This is a genomic window from Uliginosibacterium sangjuense (genome assembly GCF_059132465.1).
Genome location: NZ_CP101132.1, coordinates 3,981,062 through 3,996,672, shown reverse-complemented (window position 1 = coordinate 3,996,672; position 15,611 = coordinate 3,981,062). Strand labels below are relative to the sequence as shown.

Genomic DNA, 15,611 nt, shown 5'->3' with positions numbered 1-15,611 from the left:
CTTTTTTCTTGTTGAAGGCTGAGCGGTCTCTGGCTGCGCTAAGCTCAGCAGGTAGTCCACAAAAAACTCAATTACTGGATGAGGGGTGATTTATGCGCAGACTTCCATTCTTCCTGTCGGCTCTCGTGCTGGGGCTGGGCCTGACGGGCCAGGCTGCGGCGCAGTACGTCTACCCGGCCAAGGGCCAGTCGGCCGAACAGCAGAAGCAGGACGATTACGAATGCCACAACTGGGCGGTTGGCCAGACCGGCGTCGACCCGGCCAAGCCGGTGGCGGCCGCCCCGGCGCCGGCCCCTGCGCCAGCCCCTGCCCCTAGCGGGGGGCGCGTGCGCGGTGCGGCTGCGGGGGCGGTGGTGGCCGGCATTGCCGACGAGGATGTGGGCAAGGGCGCGGCAGTCGGCATGGTGGCCGGCGGCGCAGCCCAGCGCTCGCAGCGTCGGCAGCAGGCACGCGCGCAGGAGCAGCAGGCGGCGCAACAGCAACAGGCCGTCAGCACGCAACAGCAGCAAGGCAATGCGGCCTACCAGAAAGCCAAGGCGGCCTGCCTGGAAGGGCGTGGCTATACCGTGAAGTAAGCCCGTCCTAGTTGCAGCGGTAACCCATGCCGTAGACCGCCTGGATCAGGTTGGCCTGCGGGTCGATGGCGTCGATCTTGCGGCGGATCTTCTTGATGTGGCTGTCCACCGTGCGCTCGCAGACCACGCGGTGGTCGGCATACATGCCGGCGATCAACTGGCTGCGCGTGAACAACTGGCCACGTCGCGCGGCCAGTTGGCGCAGCAACTGGTACTCCACCACGGTGAGCCCGAGATCCCGTCCGTCGAGGCTCGCGCGGTAGGCCGCGTCGTCCAGATGCAGGGGGCTGGGCGTAGCGGGGGTGGGGCGACAGCGGCGCAGCACGCCCTTGACGCGTGACACCACTTCGCGTGGGCTGAAGGGCTTGCAGACGTAGTCGTCGGCCCCCAGTTCCAGGCCGATCAGCCGGTCCACCTCATCGGCGCGCCCGCTCAGCATGATGATCGGCAGATCGGAGGACTGGCGCACCTGCTTGCACACCTCCAGCCCGTTGCGCCCGGGTAGTACCACGTCGAGCAGCATCAGGGCCGCCGTGTGGCGGCCCAGCCAGTCCAGCGCGGTGTCGCCGCGCGCCTGCCACACCCAGGGGTAGCCTTCGGCGCTCAGGTACGCGCCCAGCAGTTCCGCCAGCCGGGGCTCGTCCTCCACGATCAGGATCGGTTCTCCCGTCATGAAGCCAGGCCCTCCGGCAGGCGGATCTCGACGCACAGGCCGCCATGCTCGCCACGCGAGAAATGCAGCGTCCCCCCATGTGCCGCGACGATGTCGTGCGCGATTGCCAGCCCGCGCCCGCTTCCCGGCCGCTCCGGGTGGGCGCGGAAGCCGCGCTGGCCGAGCCTCGGCAGCGCGCCGTCCGCCACGCCGGGGCCGGAATCCTCCCAGCGCACGAGCAGGCTGCCGCCGATGCGGCGCACACGCACCTGCAGGACATTGCCGGGACCGGCATGGCGAAGGGTGTTGCTCATGAGGTTGCCGAACAGTTGGGCCAGGGCAACGGGGTCGGCGTGCAGCCGGCAGTCGGTATCGTAGGCGAGCTGCCAGCCCAGGCGCTGCTGCGCCATGGTGTGCCGGAAACGTTCGGCCACCTGGCGGATGCAGTCCTGCAACTCGATGGGCACGCGTCGGCCGGGCTGGCCGAAGGCGCGCGCGGCATCGTCACGGGCGAGGCCGCGCGTCAACTGGTCGAGCAGATGGATGTCGTTCTGCAGGCGTGGCAGGAAGTCTGTGTTGACGCGTTGCAGGCCATCTTGTGCGGCGGCGAGTTCGCCTTGCATGAGTGCCAGTACGGCGCGCATCTCGTGTGCCAGGTCGGCCAGCCTGTCCCGCCGCCGATGGGCGTGGCGCAGGCACAGTCCGACGCAGGCCGTCAGCCACGCGGCAGGCAGGGCTGCGAGCGCCCAGCGCCCGATCAGTCCGTCGGGGGCAGGCGTGACGGCATGCCATTCGATGGCCTCGTGGTGGAGGCCGGCCGTCACGATGAAGAGGATGGCGAGGCAGACGGTGCTTCTCATGCTTTCCCAGGCTGGCGAAGGGCGCGGTCCGGTCCGGCGCAGCGACTGCACAGTGTGCAAGGACGATGCACGCAAGAGGGAACTTGCCGTGCCGGGCTCCGCCCCGGCACACATTGCGTCGTAATTGCGGTCAGATGTCTTCGAGCATCTGAGCGTCGCCCCGGATGCTAGCAACTGCGGGGTGGGTGTCGAGCATTGGGGGGCGTTATGTTTTCTGGCGGTTGTGTAAATTCATGTTCTGGGTCCGCCGCCCGCGTGATTCCGATGGCATTCATCGTGCTGGGGCTGGCGGGCTGCTCCCTGGTCGGCCCCCGCATTTCGGTGCGCGAGGCGGCCGACGTGATCATCTCGGCCAGCATGGAGGCCTCGGCCCTGGCCGATCGGCAAGCACCGCAGTCCCTGCCGCGCCTGGCGGTCAAGAACGTATGCGTCGAACTCAACGTGCAGGTCACCGTGGCCGAGTTCCTGCCCGCGGTGCAGAGCGGTCTGCTGCGACGCGGCGTGGCCTCCCGTGTCTATGCTCCGGGTACCGCGCCCTATGGTTGCGATGCGGTACTCAACTACGAGGCCACGCGCGACTGGGACACCCGCCTGGCCAGCGTCGAGGCCCTGCCTTACATGAGCTTCGCGCGCCTCACCTTGCGTCGCGATGGCCAGTTGCTGGCGGCGGCGACTTACGGCGTGCGCGGCCTGGGCTTCGACAAGTGGGCCAGTACCTCGGCCAAGATCGAGCCGATGCTCGACACCTTGCTGGCCGGCGGGCAATAGCGGCGCGCGCGCAGTGGGTTGGCCGGCTCAGATATCCATCACGGACTGGAACAGCCTGCCCAGCCAGTTGAGCGTGCCAGGGTCGGTGACTGCGCCCTCGCCGATGCGCTCGATGCGCGCGTCGGCCACCTTCTTGGAAGACACTACATTGCCCTGGCGGATGTCGCGGCGATTGACCAGGCCCGAGAAGCGTAGCGTGGTCTGCGAGCCGCCGCTGCGGATGCGCTTCTCGCCCGCCACCGTGAGCATGCCGCTGGGGCGCGCGTCGATCACCGAGACGGTGATGTTGCCGTTGAGGGACTGGCTGGTGGTGATCTCGTCCTTGCTGTTCGCCTTGCTCGTCGTGGTGTTGCTCAGGTCCAGGTTGAACAGGGTCTTGAGCAGACTGCTCATGTCGTCGGTGGCGCCAGTGCCGGTCGACTTCATGCTGCTTTCACTGGAGGACTTGATGTCCTGCTTGGAGCTGCTGCTCATGGACTCGGCGATCTCCACCGTCAGCACGTCGCCCACGCGGTAGGCGGAGAGGTCCTCGAACAGCAGCATGGATGAGCCGGCGCGGAAGATCGAGCCATTGCCCTCCACCGTGGCGAAGGGGCTGGGCTGGGGAACCGGCGGCTTGGTCGGCAGGGTCAGACTGGCGGGGGCGCAAGCGCCGAGCGCACACGACAGCAGGGCGAGGGGGAGGCGGGCAAAGTGGGGCATGGCGGGCTCCGGGCAGGCACCGACCACAGGGCCGGCAACGGAGCCCCACTATTCCGGCCCACTTTGCAGCCAGCATGGAGGCCGCGTGCAAGGATTGAGGAGAATTGTGCAAACGTGCGGTGGCGCGCCGTCCGGCCGCCCCGTGGCAAATGTGGTTCAATCCCTCCCCATGCTTGAAATCGACCAACTTGCCTGCCAGCGCGGCGAACGCCTGCTGTTCCGCCGCCTGGGCTTCGCCCTCGTCGCCGGCGAGTTGCTGCGGGTGCAGGGTGCCAATGGCACGGGCAAGACCAGTCTGCTGAGGCAACTGGCCGGGCTGGCGGCGGTCGAGGTGGGGCACATCCGTTGGCGCGGCGAATCCATCCGCGCCCAGCGCGAGGCCTATCACGCCGAGTTGCTGTACCTGGGTCATGCGCCGGCCCTCAATGACCTGCTTGATCCCGTCGAGAACCTGCGCTTTGCCTGTGCGGCAGCGGGCCGGACAGTCGCGCGCGACGAGGCGGTCAGTGCTCTGCGTCGGATCGGCCTGGCGCGCCAGCTCGACCTACCCTGCAAACTCCTGTCGCAGGGGCAACGGCGGCGTGTGCTGCTGGCCCGCCTGTTCCTGCGCGAAGCGCCCGTGCTTTGGCTGCTCGACGAACCCTTCACCGCGCTTGACGTGGCGGCGGTCGGCGAGCTGGCCGAGTGCCTGGCGGCGCATGCCGAGCGCGGCGGCCTGGCCATCTTCACCACCCACCAGGACGTCACCCTGCGCCGCCCGACGCGGGTGCTGGACCTAGCGGAGTATGTAGGATGAGCGCCGCATGAAGACCTTCCTGGCCGTTCTGCGGCGCGACCTGCTGCTGGCCTGGCGCTCGCGTGCCGACCTGCTGGTGGCCCTGTCTTTCTTCGTGATCGTGGCCAGTCTGTTTCCCTTTGGCGTCGGTGCTGACCCCAACCAGTTGCGCGCGATCGGCCCCGGCGTGGTGTGGGTGGCCGCCCTGCTGGCCACCCTGCTGGCGTTGCCGCGCATGTTCAGCCAAGACTTCGATACTGGCGTGCTGGAGCAACTGCTGCTGTCACCCGAGCCCGCCGTGGTCTGGGTGTCGGCCAAGATACTCGCCCACTGGCTGGCCACCGGCCTGCCACTGGTGATCGTGTCGCCGGTGCTGGCCCTGATGTACGGGCTGGAGCCCGGTGCCATGGCGGTGCTGGCCCTGGCCCTGCTGCTGGGCACGCCGGTGCTGTCGCTGATCGGTGCGATCGGCGCGGCGCTGACCCTGGGCCTGCGCGGCGCCGGCTCACTGCTGGCCCTGCTGGTGCTGCCCTTGATGGTGCCGGTGCTGGTATTCGGCGCCGGCAGCGTGGATGCCTGGACCGCCCAGCTCGGGCTCAAGGCCCACCTGCTGCTGATGGGGGCCGGTCTGCTGGCGGCGCTGGCGCTTTCACCCTTCGCCTGCGCCGCCGCTCTGCGCCTGGCCAGCGAGTGACGCGCGTTTTTTCTTGAAGCGCGTCAAGGTGATGGGGCGAAGGACATTGCGTATCATCCGGGACCGGCTCGTTTTCTGGCTCATCTGCTCCCCGCTCCCGCTCCAGGCATGAACCTCTTCCATTTCTCCTCGCCGCAGACCTTCTACCCGCTGGCCGGGCGGCTCGCCCCGTGGTTTGCCGCCGGCGCGGCCGTGCTGGCGCTCGCCGGGCTCTACACCGGCTTCTTCGTGGCGCCGACCGACGCCACCCAGGGCGAGGTGTATCGCGTCATCTTCATCCATGTGCCGGCGGCCTGGATGAGCATGTTCATCTACCTCGTGATGGCCTTCTGGGCCGCCATCGGCCTCGGGCTGGGTACGCGCCTGTCCTTCTACATGATGCGGGCGCTGGCACCGACCGGCGCCATCATGTGCTTCATCGCGCTGTGGACCGGTGCGCTGTGGGGGCGCCCGACCTGGGGCACCTACTGGGTATGGGATGCACGGCTCACCTCGCAACTGCTGTTGCAGTTCCTGTACTTCGGCTTCATCGCGCTGACCCACGCCATCGAAGACCCGCGCCGGGCCGACCGCGCGGGCGCCATCATCGCCCTGGTCGGCGCGGTCAACGTGCCGATCATCTATTTCTCGGTGAAGTGGTGGAACACCCTGCACCAGGGCTCCTCGGTGAGCCTGACCAAGGCGCCCAGCATGGCCATGACCATGTTCGCCGGCATGTTGCTGATGGCCTTGGCGGCCTGGGCCTACAGCATCGCCGTGGCCCTGTGGCGCGCCCGTGCGCTGATGCTGGAGCGCGAGCGCCATACTGACTGGGCGCGCGCCGTGATCGCGGAGGGGCAATGATGCAATGGCACTCGATGGCCGATTTCCTCGCCATGGGCGGGCGCGGCTTCTTCGTCTGGGGCTCCTATGGCGTGAGCTTCGCACTGCTGGCGCTGGAACTCGTGCTGCTGTCGCGGCGTCGTAAGCAGACCCTGGCGCGCCTGCGTCGCCTGCAACAACTCGAAGACGAACGATGAAAGCCCGCCACAAACGCTTCCTCTGGATCGGTTCCGCCGTGCTGCTGCTGGCCGCCGCGGTTGGCCTGGTCCTCAATGCCTTCCAGGAAAATCTGGTCTTCTTCCATACGCCCAGCGAGGTGGCCGAGGGCAAGGTGCCGCAGGGGCGGCACTTCCGCATCGGTGGCATGGTGGTGGCGGACTCGATCAAGCGCGAGGCCGACGGCCTGACCGTGCGCTTCCAGATCACCGACACCGCCAAGGTCATCCCGGTCGTCTACAAGGGGCCGCTGCCCGACCTCTTCAAGGAGGGCAAGGGGGCGGTCTGCCAGGGGCATATCGCCGCCGACGGCAGCTTCGTCGCCACCGAGGTGCTGGCCAAGCACGACGAGAACTACATGCCGCCCGAAGCCCAGGATGCCATCGACAAGGCACACAGCACGGCGCGCTCGCTCAAGGAATAGAGGCTTCCATGACCCCCGAACTCGGCCACTTCGCCCTCATCCTGTCCTTCCTCGTCGCGCTGCTGCTGGGCGTGCTGCCCATGGTCGGCGCCCAGCGCGGGCAGGCCGCCCTGGTGGCGCTGGCACGGCCGGCCGCGCGCCTGTTGTTCGGGCTGGTGCTGTTGTCCTTCCTGTGTCTGACGCAGAGCTTCATCGACAATGATTTCTCGGTGCTCTACGTCGCCTCGCACTCCAACACCGCGACACCGCTGATCTACCGTATCACGGCGGTGTGGGGCAGTCATGAAGGCTCCTTGCTGCTGTGGGGGCTGATGCTCACCTTGTGGACTGCGGCCGTGTCGCTCGCGCGCAATCTGCCGGAAGTCTTCGTGGCTCGCGTGCTGGCCGTGCTGGGCCTGGTCACCGTGGGCTTCCTCGCCTTCATGCTGCTGACATCCAACCCCTTCGAGCGCCTGCTGCCGGCGGCCGTCGAGGGGCAGGACCTGAACCCGCTGCTGCAGGACCCCGGCATGATCATCCACCCGCCGCTGCTGTACATGGGTTACGTGGGCTTCTCGGTGGCTTTCGCCTTTGCCATCGCGGCGCTGATCTCGGGCCGGCTCGATGCGGCCTGGGCGCGCTGGTCGCGGCCCTGGACGCTGGCCGCCTGGGTGTTCCTGACCGCCGGCATCGCGCTCGGTTCGGGTTGGGCCTACTACGAGCTGGGCTGGGGTGGCTGGTGGTTCTGGGACCCGGTGGAGAACGCGAGCTTCATGCCCTGGCTGGTCGGTACCGCGCTGGTCCATTCGCTGTCGGTCACCGAGAAGCGGGGCGCTTTCAAGAGCTGGACCGTGCTGCTGGCGATCGCCGCTTTCTCGCTCTCGCTGCTCGGCACCTTCCTCGTGCGCTCTGGCGTGCTGACCAGTGTGCACGCCTTCGCCAGCGACCCCCGGCGCGGCGTGTTCATCCTCGCGCTGCTGGTGCTGGTGATCGGCGGCTCGCTGCTGCTGTACGCGTGGCGCGCGCCCAAGCTGCTTGGTGGCGGCCAGTTCGAGGCGGTGTCGCGCGACACCCTGCTGCTCATCAACAACGTGCTGCTGGCCGTGGTATGCGCCACCGTGCTGCTGGGTACGCTGTACCCGCTGCTGCTCGACGCCTTGAACCTGGGCAAGCTGTCGGTCGGCCCGCCTTACTTCGAAGCGGTGTTCTTCCCGCTGATGACGCCGGTCGTGTTGCTGATGGTGGCCGCCCCCTTCCTGCGCTGGAAGGGCCACGCGCTGCCACCGCTGCTGCGCCGCCTGCTGCCCGTGCTGGGGCTGGCGGTGGTGATCGGCGTGGGCGTCTGCTTGGCGCTGGGGGTGCATAGCTGGCGCAGCATGCTGGGCCTCACGCTGGCCGCCTGGGTGCTGCTCGGCAGCGCGCTACAACTGCGTGACCGTCTTGTCGGCAGCCGCTTCGCGGCGATCCCCGGCGCCTGGTGGGGCATGTGGCTGGCGCACCTCGGGATCGGCGTGTTCATCATTGGCGTGACCATGGTCAAGAGCCTGGAACAGAACGTGGACGTGCCGCTGCAGTTCGGCCAGAGCACCCAACTGGCCGGCTACGACTTCACCCTGCGCGGCGTGACCGAGCGCCAGGGGCCCAACTTCAACGCCGCGCGTGGCGACATCCAGCTCGCCCGAAATGGCGTTGTCATCGGCAACCTGCATCCCGAGAAGCGCATCTACACCGCGCGCCAGATGCCGATGACCGAGGCCGATCTCGACAACGGCCTGTTCCGCGACGTCTACGTGTCGTTGGGCGAGCCGACCGGGCCCGACACCTGGATCGTGCGGCTCTACTACAAGCCCTTCATCAGTTGGATCTGGCTGGGCTGCATCCTGATGGCCCTGGGCGGCATCTGCGCTGCGCTGGATGCGCGCTACCGCCGCCAGGCGGTGCGTGAAGCACAAGCGCCGGCCGGCGCGCAGCAGGCGTGAGGACAGGATGAAAGCCAAAGCCCTGATCCCTCTCGCGCTGTTCCTGCTGCTGGTGGTCTTCCTCGCCATCGGCCTGACGCGTGACCCACGCGAGATTCCCTCGCCGCTGATCGACAAGCCGGCGCCTGACTTTACCCTGCCGGTGCTCGCCACACCCGACAAGCAGTTGAAGCTGGCCGACATGCAGGGCCAGGTGTGGCTGCTCAATGTGTGGGCCTCGTGGTGCGTGGCCTGCCGCGAGGAACACCCGGCGCTGGTCAAGTTCGCCCAGCGCAAGGTCGTGCCCCTGATCGGGCTCAACTACAAGGACAAGGGCCCCGACGCCCAGGCCTGGCTGCGCGACTGGGGTGACCCGTACGCGTTGTCCATCGTCGACGCAGATGGTCGCGTGGGCATCGACTACGGCGTGTACGGCGTACCCGAGACCTTCCTCATCGACGGCAGCGGGCGCATTCGCTACAAGCACATCGGCCCGGTTACCGACCAGGTGCTGGACGAGGTGTTCATGCCGCGCATCCGCGAGCTGAAAGGCGCTTCATGATGACGCATGCATCCCTGCGTGGCGGCCTGCTGGCGCTGCTGCTGGTGGCCTGTCTTGGTGGCACGGCTGCTGCCCAGCAAGACCCGCTGCTGGAGAAGCGTTTCGCCAGCCTGACTGAGCACCTGCGCTGCCTCGTGTGCCAGAACCAGTCGATCGCCGAATCGCAGGCCGAGTTGGCGGTGGACCTCAAGCGCCAGGTGCGCGAGATGTTGCTGGCGGGGCGCAGCGACAGCGAGATCAGCGACTACATGGTGCAGCGCTACGGCGACTTCGTGCTCTACGAGCCACCCTTCAAGGCCAGCACCCTGCTGCTGTGGGCCGGCCCCGCGACCCTGCTGCTAGCGGGCCTGGGCGCCTTCGCCTGGACCCTGCGGCGGCGTACCCAGGCCGCGCAGATGGGCCTGGACGAGGCGCAGCGCGCCGCCGCGCGTGCGCTGCTGGATGGCGAGAGCGCCGACAACCAAGAGAACAAGGCATGAACGGATTCCTGATCGCAGCCATCCTGTTGCTGGTGGTGGTGACCGCCGTCCTGCTGTGGCCCTTGCTGCGCAAGCCGCGCGCCCTGGGCGCCGAGAGCGACAGCCCGGCCCTGCGCATCCTGCGCGAGCAGCGCGCCGAGGCGAGCGCCGAGCACGCCGCCGGCCGCCTGGACGACGCGGCCTATGCGCAGACCCTCGCCGAGCTGGAGCAGCGCGCGCTGGCCGAACACGCTGCGCCGGACAGCCTGCGCCCGCCCGCACCGGCCTATGGCTGGGCCGTGGGCCTGGCGGTCGTGCTGCCGGTGGCCAGCCTGGTGCTGTACCTGATGCTGGGCAACCCGCTCGCGCTGGACCCGGCGCAGCGCGAGGCGCAGGCGCCGCAGGCGGGCATGGCCCAGATCGAGCAGATGGTCGCCTCGCTGGCGGCCAAGGTCGAGGCCGATCCCGACAACGTCGAGGGGGCGCGCATGCTGGCGCGTTCCTACATGGTGCTGGAGCGCCACGCCGAGGCCGTCAAACTGCTCGAAAAACTCGCCAAGAAGCTGCCGGACGACGCCCAGCTCTATGCCGACTGGGCTGACGCGCTGGCGTCGGCCACCGACCGCAAGCTGGCCGGTGAGCCCGAGAAGCTGATTCAGAAGGCCTTGCAGCTCGACCCCGACAACGCCAAGGCGCTGGCCCTGCACGGCACCCTGCAGTTCGAACGCGGCCAGTACGCTCAAGCGGCCGCCACCTGGCAGCGCATCCTGGCGCATGCCGAGCCGGGCAGCGAGTTCGCCCAGCAGGTGCAGGCCATGGTGGGCGAGGCGCGCGAGCGCGCTGGCCTGGCGCCGGCCGTGCAGCCGACCGTGGCGACGGCCGACAGCGGTTTGCGCATCCGTCTCGCCTTGTCGCTGGATGGCGCATTGGCCGCCAAGGCGGCACCGACCGACCCGGTGTTCGTGTTCGTGCGCCCGGCAGCTGGCGGGGCGCCGCTGGCGGCGATCCGCCTCAGCGTGAAGGACCTGCCGGTCGAGCTGGACCTGGCCCAGGCCGTGCGCATGAATCCGGCGCCGCTGCCCGAGCAGGTGGTGATCGGCGCGCGGGTGTCCAAGTCCGGCCAGCCGACCGCCGCCAAGGGCGACCTGGAAGGTTTGTCGGCCGCCGTGTCGCCCACCGCCGGCAGCCTGAAACTCACGATCGACCGCGAACTGCCCTGAATCCCGCAGGCGCGGGATTCCAGTGGAATAAGCGGCCACCGGTCGGGTGTTTTTCCGATGGCCGGCCCCGCCTTCCATGTCAGAAAACCGACCGTGAAGTGGTCGGAATCTGCCGCCTGTCTCTGCTAGGCTGCCTGTAGGGGCAGGCCGCCCTTTCGGTCCGTGTTGCAGATTTGTGTATCTCCTAGCATGTCAGTGTCAGTCCGACAGGGGAGTGCCATGTTCGATGTCGAAACCTTCAGCAAGACCGCCAAGGGGCGCGAGGAAATGCTCACCCGCGCCCATGGCTTGCCGTTGCGTTTGCGCACCGCGCTGATCCTGATTGACGGCAAGACGCCGTGGTCCAGCCTGCAGCCTATGCTGGCGCGCATCGGGGATCCGGAAATCCTGATCCAGGCCCTGCGCGACGAAGGCATGGTCGAGTCGGATCTGGACCTGCCGCCCTTGCCGGTGTTTCCCACCCTCACCGAGTCACCGATCTTCCAGCCGCCCAAGTAGGCGTTTGTCAGACGGGCTGCTGCGCCTGCCACTCGATCAGATGGTGGCGCGTCGGCGTCAGCGCCCACACCATGTAGCGACCCGCCTGCCCGCTCAGGGCAAAGGTCTGGTGGTCGTGCAGTTCCAGCTCTCCGCCATCCCAGAAGTACGCCAGAACGGCCTCCAGGCTGTCGGTGGGTGCCGCCGCGCAGGCTTGCTGGCGTGCCGGCGCGCGAGACGTGGAGATCACGTCGTGGTAGCTGGCCCAGTGGTGATGGGCGAGGGCGCTCGGCAGTGCCGCGCGCCAGCCGGCCGGCGCGAATTCCAGCAACTGTCCGATCACATTGCAGAACAGGATGCTCGCCTGCGGAAAAGCGGCGGCCAGACGGGCTGGTCCCTGCGCGTCGGCGAAGCAGTCCAGTTCGGCGAACTCGAAGTCCAGCGCGCGAAAACGGCTGCGCAGCATCCAGCGCGCCAGCGGATCGGGTTCGATCACCATGATGCGCCCGAATGCCCGCAGGAAGCTGGCAGGCAGGCTGTAGCCACCGCTCGGGCCGACCAGCACGAGTTGCTCGCGCGGCGCCGGCCAGGCGGCCAGCCAGCCGGCCACCGCTTCGCGGAAGGGGCGCCATAGCTCGCCGCGGTACTGGTTGGCGCGCAGGTGGTAGACGAGGCCGCCGCTGCGCGAGACGAGTCCGGCCTCGCGCATCGCGGCTAGTCCGGCGTGATGCCCAGCTCGTTGCACACCCGGGTGAGCAGGGCGCGCTGCGCGGCCAGCTCGGCACGCAACTGGATCACCTCCTCGCGCAGCACGGCCAGCTCGCTGCCGCCGCCGCTGCTCTCGCGTGCCGATGCCAGCGGAATCTGCGGCTCGCCACACAGCAGGTGGGCCCAGCGTGCCTCGCGCGCGCCTGGTGCGCGCGGCAGCAGCACGACCAGGGCACCTGCGGCGCGCGCTGCGAGCTCCTCCAGGAAGGCTTCGACCGAGGACACGTCGGCGAACTTGTACAGGCGCTCGCTGTTGCTGCGCAGCTCGGCCGCGGTCTGCGGTCCGCGCAGCATCAGGGTGGCGAGCAGGGCCACCGATTGCGGTGGCAGTTGCAGCACGCGCTCCATGTTGTGGGCATAGCGCGCGACGCGGCTGCCCGAGCTTTCGATCACGAAGCTGCGGCCGCGCAGCTCGTCCAGCGCGGCCAGGGCCTCGGCTTCCGGGATGTCCATCACCGGTTCTCGGCTGGTCTTCTGGTTGCAGCCGGTGACCAGTGCGTTGAGTGACAGCGGGTAGCTGTCGGGAACGGTGTGTTGTTTTTCGACCAGCACGCCCAGCAGGCGCGCCTCGATGGGGGTGAGCAGAGTCGTCATTGATCGCGCAGTTCGCGTCCGGTGAGTTTGAGGAAGACGTCTTCGAGGTTGGCCGGGCGGTGCAGATAGCGCAGGCCGTTCTGTTGTTCCAGGTGAGCCAGCAGGGCGTGTGCATCCTGCAGATAGCAGAAGGCCGTCTCGCCGCTGATCTCGAAGCGGCTGGCATATTGGCCGGCATGTGCCTGGGCCCAGGCCGCTGCACCGCCGCCTGCCGCCAGCCATTCGCCGAAGACTTCGACGACATGTGGCTCGATGTGTTCCGCGATGACTTCGCGTGGGGTGCCCAGGGCTATGATGCGGCCACCGTCGAGGATCGCGATGCGGTGCGCCAGGCGCTCGGCCTCGTCCATGAAGTGGGTGGTCAGCAGCACCGTCTTGCCCTGTGCGATGAGACCCTTGAGGCGGTCCCAGATGAGGTGGCGCGCCTGCGGGTCCAGCCCGGTGGTGGGCTCGTCCATGATCAGCAGCTCGGGGTCGGCGACCAGCGCGCGCGCCATGGTCAGGCGCCGTTTCATGCCGCCGGACAGGGCAGTGACCTTGGCGTCTGCCTTGGCTTCCAGGCCGGCGAAGGCGAGCAGCTCCGGCACGCGGGCGCGGGCGGCCGCGTCACTCATGCCGAAGTAACGGCCGAACACGATCAGGTTCTCGCTGACCGTGAAGTCCGGGTCCAGGCTGTCCGCCTGTGGCACCACGCCGACGCGGGTGCGCGCATGGCGGGCGCGGTCCGGTACCGGCTCACCGCACAGGGTGATGCTGCCGGCATCGGGCGCGGTGTGCCCCAGTACGCAGCGCAGCGTGGTGGTCTTGCCGGCGCCGTTGGGGCCCAGCAGGGCGAAGCATTCACCCGGCTGCAGCGTGAAGCTCACGCCGCGTACCACCTCCAGGTTGCCGTAGGACTTGTGCAGGTCGACGACGCGGAGAGGCATCGCTACTTGGCCTCGGGCGCGGCGGTCGGCGGGGCGATCATCTTGTCCAGCTCGATCGCGGCGCGGATGCGGCGCTGCAGCTCCGGCGCCAGGGACTGTGCCCAGTCACGCCCGCTTTGCACACCCTCTGCCGTGAGTGCGGGCAGGTTGTAGGCCAGTTTTTTGCCTATCGGGGTGTGGTAGAACGCGAGGATCTCGCGGATTTCCGCGTGACTGAAATGACGATGGTAAATCTCGGTCTGTCGTTCGATCAGGCCTCCGGGGCCATCGAAGCGTTCGCGGAAGAGCTGGCGGATCTCGCGTTCGGCGATCTGCGCGGTGCGTTCGGTGCAGTCCTTGCAGTTACGCAGCATTGGTCCGAGTTGCTGCATGGTCGAGGCGAGGATCTGGTCGGCCATGCGTGCCACGCCGGTCAGTTCGAACAAGGTGCGGATGTCGGCCGCTTTCTGTGCACTGAGGTCCTCGCTGCGTGCTGGCGCGGCCAGCAGGCTGGCCGTCAGGGCGAGCAGAACGAAGTGGAGTGGGCGAGGGATGCGCATGGCATCACAGGACCGGCACGGTCTGCTGGAAACTGGGGCGGGCGGCCAGACGCTCGACCAGTCCGGCCAGCCGCGGTCGGCCGCTACGCCACTGCGGGTCGATCTGGCGGAAGTCGATCCAGGCCAGGCCGCACACCGTGGCGATGTCGGCGATGCTGAGCGCCTCGCCGTGGAAGTAGTTGCGGCCATCCAGGCCGGTCTCCAGCGCATCCAGACCGCGCGCGAGCTTGCCGCGCTGACGCGCAATCCAGCCCTCGTCCTGCTTCTCCGGTGCGCGCCGGCTCTCCAACAACAAAGCCACGGCGGCATCGGTGACACCGTCTGCCAGGGCGGCGGTCTGGCGCACCGCGATGGCCGCGCGCGGGTCGGCTGGCAGCAGCGCGGGCGCGGCGCCCAGGGTCTCGACATAGGCCACCAGCACGTTGGAGTCGAACAGCACTTCACCCGCGTCGGTCACCATCGCCGGCACCTTGCCCAGCGGGTTGTAGTCGTTGACGTGATTGCCCGCCTCCCACGGCGAGTCGATCACGAACTCGAAGGGCAGTTTCTTTTCGAGCAGGGCAACGCGCAGCTTGCGTACGTAGGGGCTGGTGGTCGAACCGATGAGCTTCATGCCTTGGCTTCCTTTACGAGCACTCGCAGGACGAGCGGTTGATGATGTCGCGCAGGCAGTGCAGGCGACCGTGGAAGAAGTGGTCCGCGCCCGGCACCACCACCACCGGCACGTCCAGCGGCTCGGCCCAGGCGAACACGTTGGCCAGCGGCACGGTCTCGTCCTTGGAGCCGTGGATGACCAAGGTGTCGGGGCCGACGGCCTCGGTGTCGTACTGGCGCGCGCCCTCGATGAAGCCGGCAGCGGTGCCGACCAGAATGATGCGCTTGGCCGGCGTGCCGCGCTCGGCCAGGTGGCGCGCCACGCGCGTCTGGACGAAGGCGCCGAAGGAGAAGCCGGCGAGGATGGTCGGCCGGTACTGATCCAGGTTCCAGTGCTGGTGCGCCCAGTCGAGCACCGCCAGCATGTCCTCGGTCTCGCCCTGGCCGTGGTCGTGCTTGCCCTCGCTCTTGCCGACGCCGCGGAAGTTGGGGCGCAGCGCGCAGTAGCCCAGGTCGCGCAGGGTGCGGGCCAGGGTGTGCGCGACCTTGTTGGTGTTGGCGCCACCGAACAGCGGGTGCGGATGGGTGACGAGGGCGATGCCGCGCGGATTGTCCGCCGAGTCGACGACCAGCTCGATGTTGCCGGCCGGGCCGGGGATCAGGAAGGATTCGCTGGCCGGGGCTCTCATAGCTTCAGGCGCTCCACGATGCGGCCGTGCTGCAGATGCTCGCGGATGATCTCGTCGATGTCGGATTCATCGACGAAGGTGTACCACACGCCTTCCGGGTAGACGACCAGCACCGGGCCGTCGTCGCAGCGGTCCAGGCAGCCGGCCTTGTTGATGCGCACCTTGCCGCGGCCCTTGAGCCCGAGCTGGGCGATGCGGTCCTTGGCATAGGCCTGCAGGCGGGAGGCGCCGTGATCGTTGCAGCAGGTATCGGGGGCTTCGCGCTGGTTGCAGCAGAAGAAGACGTGGTGTTTGAAGTAGGGTTCCATGGCGGGGCGGCTCTGCGGAGAGGAAGCCCTGATTATAGGGAAGCCCCGCAG

22 protein-coding genes are annotated in these 15,611 nt (G+C 68.3%); 12 read left to right on the top strand and 10 right to left on the bottom strand.

Features of this window, described 5'->3' with window-relative positions; all coding sequences use genetic code 11:
• The first annotated feature begins 92 nt into the window (after nucleotides 1–92).
• Nucleotides 93–575, top strand: coding sequence for a hypothetical protein (locus NMB43_RS18555; protein WP_494349653.1), 483 nt, complete (start codon nucleotides 93–95; stop codon nucleotides 573–575).
• 7 nt (nucleotides 576–582) lie between these two features.
• Here the strand turns inward: NMB43_RS18555 and NMB43_RS18550 are convergent, their stop codons facing one another.
• The gene (locus NMB43_RS18550) at nucleotides 583–1,248 is read right to left on the bottom strand and encodes a response regulator (RefSeq protein WP_494349652.1); all 666 of its coding nucleotides are present in this window, start codon (nucleotides 1,246–1,248) and stop codon (nucleotides 583–585) included.
• Nucleotides 1,245–2,087, bottom strand: a complete 843-nt coding sequence (locus NMB43_RS18545) for a sensor histidine kinase (RefSeq protein ID WP_494349651.1) — start codon at nucleotides 2,085–2,087, stop codon at nucleotides 1,245–1,247. The genes NMB43_RS18550 and NMB43_RS18545 overlap by 4 nt, the downstream gene beginning before the upstream one ends.
• Before the next feature lie 264 nt (nucleotides 2,088–2,351).
• Here NMB43_RS18545 and NMB43_RS18540 point away from each other — a divergent pair, with 264 nt between their 5' ends.
• The gene (locus NMB43_RS18540; protein WP_494349650.1) at nucleotides 2,352–2,855 is read left to right on the top strand and encodes a hypothetical protein; all 504 of its coding nucleotides are present in this window, start codon (nucleotides 2,352–2,354) and stop codon (nucleotides 2,853–2,855) included.
• 27 nt (nucleotides 2,856–2,882) lie between these two features.
• On the opposite strand, the gene NMB43_RS18535 is transcribed toward NMB43_RS18540, so the two are convergent.
• Nucleotides 2,883–3,557, bottom strand: coding sequence for a flagellar basal body L-ring protein FlgH (locus tag NMB43_RS18535; RefSeq protein WP_494349649.1), 675 nt, complete (start codon nucleotides 3,555–3,557; stop codon nucleotides 2,883–2,885).
• Between the two features lie 169 nt (nucleotides 3,558–3,726).
• Here NMB43_RS18535 and ccmA point away from each other — a divergent pair, with 169 nt between their 5' ends.
• From ccmA to NMB43_RS18485, 10 genes are all read left to right on the top strand, one after another.
• Nucleotides 3,727–4,353, top strand: coding sequence for a cytochrome c biogenesis heme-transporting ATPase CcmA (gene ccmA, locus NMB43_RS18530; RefSeq protein ID WP_494349648.1), 627 nt, complete (start codon nucleotides 3,727–3,729; stop codon nucleotides 4,351–4,353).
• Between the two features lie 7 nt (nucleotides 4,354–4,360).
• Nucleotides 4,361–5,026 (top strand): heme exporter protein CcmB, encoded by a 666-nt coding sequence (gene ccmB, locus NMB43_RS18525; protein WP_494349647.1) that lies wholly within the window; start codon nucleotides 4,361–4,363, stop codon nucleotides 5,024–5,026.
• 108 nt (nucleotides 5,027–5,134) lie between these two features.
• A complete protein-coding gene (gene ccmC / locus NMB43_RS18520; RefSeq protein WP_494349646.1) occupies nucleotides 5,135–5,869 on the top strand; it encodes a heme ABC transporter permease CcmC in 735 nt (244 codons plus the stop codon).
• Complete coding sequence (ccmD, locus tag NMB43_RS18515; RefSeq protein WP_494349645.1) at nucleotides 5,866–6,045, top strand: heme exporter protein CcmD; 180 nt, start codon at nucleotides 5,866–5,868, stop codon at nucleotides 6,043–6,045. The genes ccmC and ccmD overlap by 4 nt, the downstream gene beginning before the upstream one ends.
• The gene (gene ccmE, locus NMB43_RS18510) at nucleotides 6,042–6,488 is read left to right on the top strand and encodes a cytochrome c maturation protein CcmE (RefSeq protein ID WP_494349644.1); all 447 of its coding nucleotides are present in this window, start codon (nucleotides 6,042–6,044) and stop codon (nucleotides 6,486–6,488) included. The genes ccmD and ccmE overlap by 4 nt, the downstream gene beginning before the upstream one ends.
• A gap of 8 nt (nucleotides 6,489–6,496) precedes the next feature.
• Nucleotides 6,497–8,446, top strand: a complete 1,950-nt coding sequence (locus NMB43_RS18505) for a heme lyase CcmF/NrfE family subunit (RefSeq protein ID WP_494349643.1) — start codon at nucleotides 6,497–6,499, stop codon at nucleotides 8,444–8,446.
• A 7-nt stretch (nucleotides 8,447–8,453) separates the two neighbouring features.
• Nucleotides 8,454–8,987, top strand: a complete 534-nt coding sequence (locus tag NMB43_RS18500; RefSeq protein WP_494349642.1) for a DsbE family thiol:disulfide interchange protein — start codon at nucleotides 8,454–8,456, stop codon at nucleotides 8,985–8,987.
• Nucleotides 8,984–9,466, top strand: coding sequence for a cytochrome c-type biogenesis protein (locus NMB43_RS18495; RefSeq protein WP_494349641.1), 483 nt, complete (start codon nucleotides 8,984–8,986; stop codon nucleotides 9,464–9,466). Before NMB43_RS18500 ends, NMB43_RS18495 begins: the two co-directional genes overlap by 4 nt.
• Nucleotides 9,463–10,665 carry a c-type cytochrome biogenesis protein CcmI gene (gene ccmI, locus NMB43_RS18490; protein ID WP_494349640.1) on the top strand — a complete coding sequence of 401 codons (1,203 nt, stop codon included), beginning with the start codon at nucleotides 9,463–9,465 and terminating at the stop codon, nucleotides 10,663–10,665. The genes NMB43_RS18495 and ccmI overlap by 4 nt, the downstream gene beginning before the upstream one ends.
• A 219-nt stretch (nucleotides 10,666–10,884) precedes the next feature.
• Complete coding sequence (locus NMB43_RS18485; RefSeq protein ID WP_494349639.1) at nucleotides 10,885–11,163, top strand: hypothetical protein; 279 nt, start codon at nucleotides 10,885–10,887, stop codon at nucleotides 11,161–11,163.
• A gap of 7 nt (nucleotides 11,164–11,170) precedes the next feature.
• On the opposite strand, the gene NMB43_RS18480 is transcribed toward NMB43_RS18485, so the two are convergent.
• The 7 genes from NMB43_RS18480 to NMB43_RS18450 are packed head-to-tail and all read right to left on the bottom strand — an operon-like array spanning nucleotide 11,171 to nucleotide 15,560.
• Complete coding sequence (locus tag NMB43_RS18480) at nucleotides 11,171–11,851, bottom strand: hypothetical protein (protein WP_494349638.1); 681 nt, start codon at nucleotides 11,849–11,851, stop codon at nucleotides 11,171–11,173.
• Between the two features lie 5 nt (nucleotides 11,852–11,856).
• Nucleotides 11,857–12,504 carry a YceH family protein gene (locus NMB43_RS18475; protein WP_494349637.1) on the bottom strand — a complete coding sequence of 216 codons (648 nt, stop codon included), beginning with the start codon at nucleotides 12,502–12,504 and terminating at the stop codon, nucleotides 11,857–11,859.
• Entirely contained in the window at nucleotides 12,501–13,430 is a 930-nt protein-coding gene (locus NMB43_RS18470) for an ATP-binding cassette domain-containing protein (RefSeq protein WP_494349636.1), read from the bottom strand. The genes NMB43_RS18475 and NMB43_RS18470 overlap by 4 nt, the downstream gene beginning before the upstream one ends.
• A 2-nt stretch (nucleotides 13,431–13,432) precedes the next feature.
• Nucleotides 13,433–13,969 carry a DUF2059 domain-containing protein gene (locus NMB43_RS18465; protein ID WP_494349635.1) on the bottom strand — a complete coding sequence of 179 codons (537 nt, stop codon included), beginning with the start codon at nucleotides 13,967–13,969 and terminating at the stop codon, nucleotides 13,433–13,435.
• Nucleotides 13,970–13,973: 4 nt separating this feature from the next.
• Nucleotides 13,974–14,582 carry a glutathione S-transferase gene (locus NMB43_RS18460; protein ID WP_494349634.1) on the bottom strand — a complete coding sequence of 203 codons (609 nt, stop codon included), beginning with the start codon at nucleotides 14,580–14,582 and terminating at the stop codon, nucleotides 13,974–13,976.
• A 13-nt stretch (nucleotides 14,583–14,595) separates the two neighbouring features.
• Nucleotides 14,596–15,252: an alpha/beta hydrolase gene (locus NMB43_RS18455; protein WP_494349633.1), complete on the bottom strand. Its 657-nt coding sequence runs from the start codon at nucleotides 15,250–15,252 to the stop codon at nucleotides 14,596–14,598.
• Complete coding sequence (locus tag NMB43_RS18450) at nucleotides 15,249–15,560, bottom strand: (2Fe-2S) ferredoxin domain-containing protein (RefSeq protein ID WP_494349632.1); 312 nt, start codon at nucleotides 15,558–15,560, stop codon at nucleotides 15,249–15,251. The genes NMB43_RS18455 and NMB43_RS18450 overlap by 4 nt, the downstream gene beginning before the upstream one ends.
• Nucleotides 15,561–15,611 lie beyond the last annotated feature (51 nt).

Excerpts from the sequence above, each read along its gene's own strand:
- NMB43_RS18545 (WP_494349651.1), bottom strand. The coding sequence starts at position 2,087 with ATGAGAAGCACCGTCTGCCTCGCCATCCTCTTCATCGTGACGGCCGGC.
- NMB43_RS18475 (WP_494349637.1), bottom strand. The coding sequence starts at position 12,504 with ATGACGACTCTGCTCACCCCCATCGAGGCGCGCCTGCTGGGCGTGCTG.
- NMB43_RS18450 (WP_494349632.1), bottom strand. The coding sequence starts at position 15,560 with ATGGAACCCTACTTCAAACACCACGTCTTCTTCTGCTGCAACCAGCGC.
- NMB43_RS18470 (WP_494349636.1), bottom strand. The coding sequence starts at position 13,430 with ATGCCTCTCCGCGTCGTCGACCTGCACAAGTCCTACGGCAACCTGGAG.
- ccmD (WP_494349645.1), top strand. The coding sequence starts at position 5,866 with ATGATGCAATGGCACTCGATGGCCGATTTCCTCGCCATGGGCGGGCGC.
- NMB43_RS18485 (WP_494349639.1), top strand. The coding sequence starts at position 10,885 with ATGTTCGATGTCGAAACCTTCAGCAAGACCGCCAAGGGGCGCGAGGAA.
- NMB43_RS18535 (WP_494349649.1), bottom strand. The coding sequence starts at position 3,557 with ATGCCCCACTTTGCCCGCCTCCCCCTCGCCCTGCTGTCGTGTGCGCTC.
- ccmE (WP_494349644.1), top strand. The coding sequence starts at position 6,042 with ATGAAAGCCCGCCACAAACGCTTCCTCTGGATCGGTTCCGCCGTGCTG.
- ccmI (WP_494349640.1), top strand. The coding sequence starts at position 9,463 with ATGAACGGATTCCTGATCGCAGCCATCCTGTTGCTGGTGGTGGTGACC.
- NMB43_RS18495 (WP_494349641.1), top strand. The coding sequence starts at position 8,984 with ATGATGACGCATGCATCCCTGCGTGGCGGCCTGCTGGCGCTGCTGCTG.
- NMB43_RS18550 (WP_494349652.1), bottom strand. The coding sequence starts at position 1,248 with ATGACGGGAGAACCGATCCTGATCGTGGAGGACGAGCCCCGGCTGGCG.
- NMB43_RS18505 (WP_494349643.1), top strand. The coding sequence starts at position 6,497 with ATGACCCCCGAACTCGGCCACTTCGCCCTCATCCTGTCCTTCCTCGTC.
- NMB43_RS18555 (WP_494349653.1), top strand. The coding sequence starts at position 93 with ATGCGCAGACTTCCATTCTTCCTGTCGGCTCTCGTGCTGGGGCTGGGC.
- NMB43_RS18455 (WP_494349633.1), bottom strand. The coding sequence starts at position 15,252 with ATGAGAGCCCCGGCCAGCGAATCCTTCCTGATCCCCGGCCCGGCCGGC.
- NMB43_RS18540 (WP_494349650.1), top strand. The coding sequence starts at position 2,352 with ATGGCATTCATCGTGCTGGGGCTGGCGGGCTGCTCCCTGGTCGGCCCC.
- NMB43_RS18500 (WP_494349642.1), top strand. The coding sequence starts at position 8,454 with ATGAAAGCCAAAGCCCTGATCCCTCTCGCGCTGTTCCTGCTGCTGGTG.
- ccmC (WP_494349646.1), top strand. The coding sequence starts at position 5,135 with ATGAACCTCTTCCATTTCTCCTCGCCGCAGACCTTCTACCCGCTGGCC.
- NMB43_RS18465 (WP_494349635.1), bottom strand. The coding sequence starts at position 13,969 with ATGCGCATCCCTCGCCCACTCCACTTCGTTCTGCTCGCCCTGACGGCC.
- ccmB (WP_494349647.1), top strand. The coding sequence starts at position 4,361 with ATGAAGACCTTCCTGGCCGTTCTGCGGCGCGACCTGCTGCTGGCCTGG.
- NMB43_RS18480 (WP_494349638.1), bottom strand. The coding sequence starts at position 11,851 with ATGCGCGAGGCCGGACTCGTCTCGCGCAGCGGCGGCCTCGTCTACCAC.
- NMB43_RS18460 (WP_494349634.1), bottom strand. The coding sequence starts at position 14,582 with ATGAAGCTCATCGGTTCGACCACCAGCCCCTACGTACGCAAGCTGCGC.
- ccmA (WP_494349648.1), top strand. The coding sequence starts at position 3,727 with ATGCTTGAAATCGACCAACTTGCCTGCCAGCGCGGCGAACGCCTGCTG.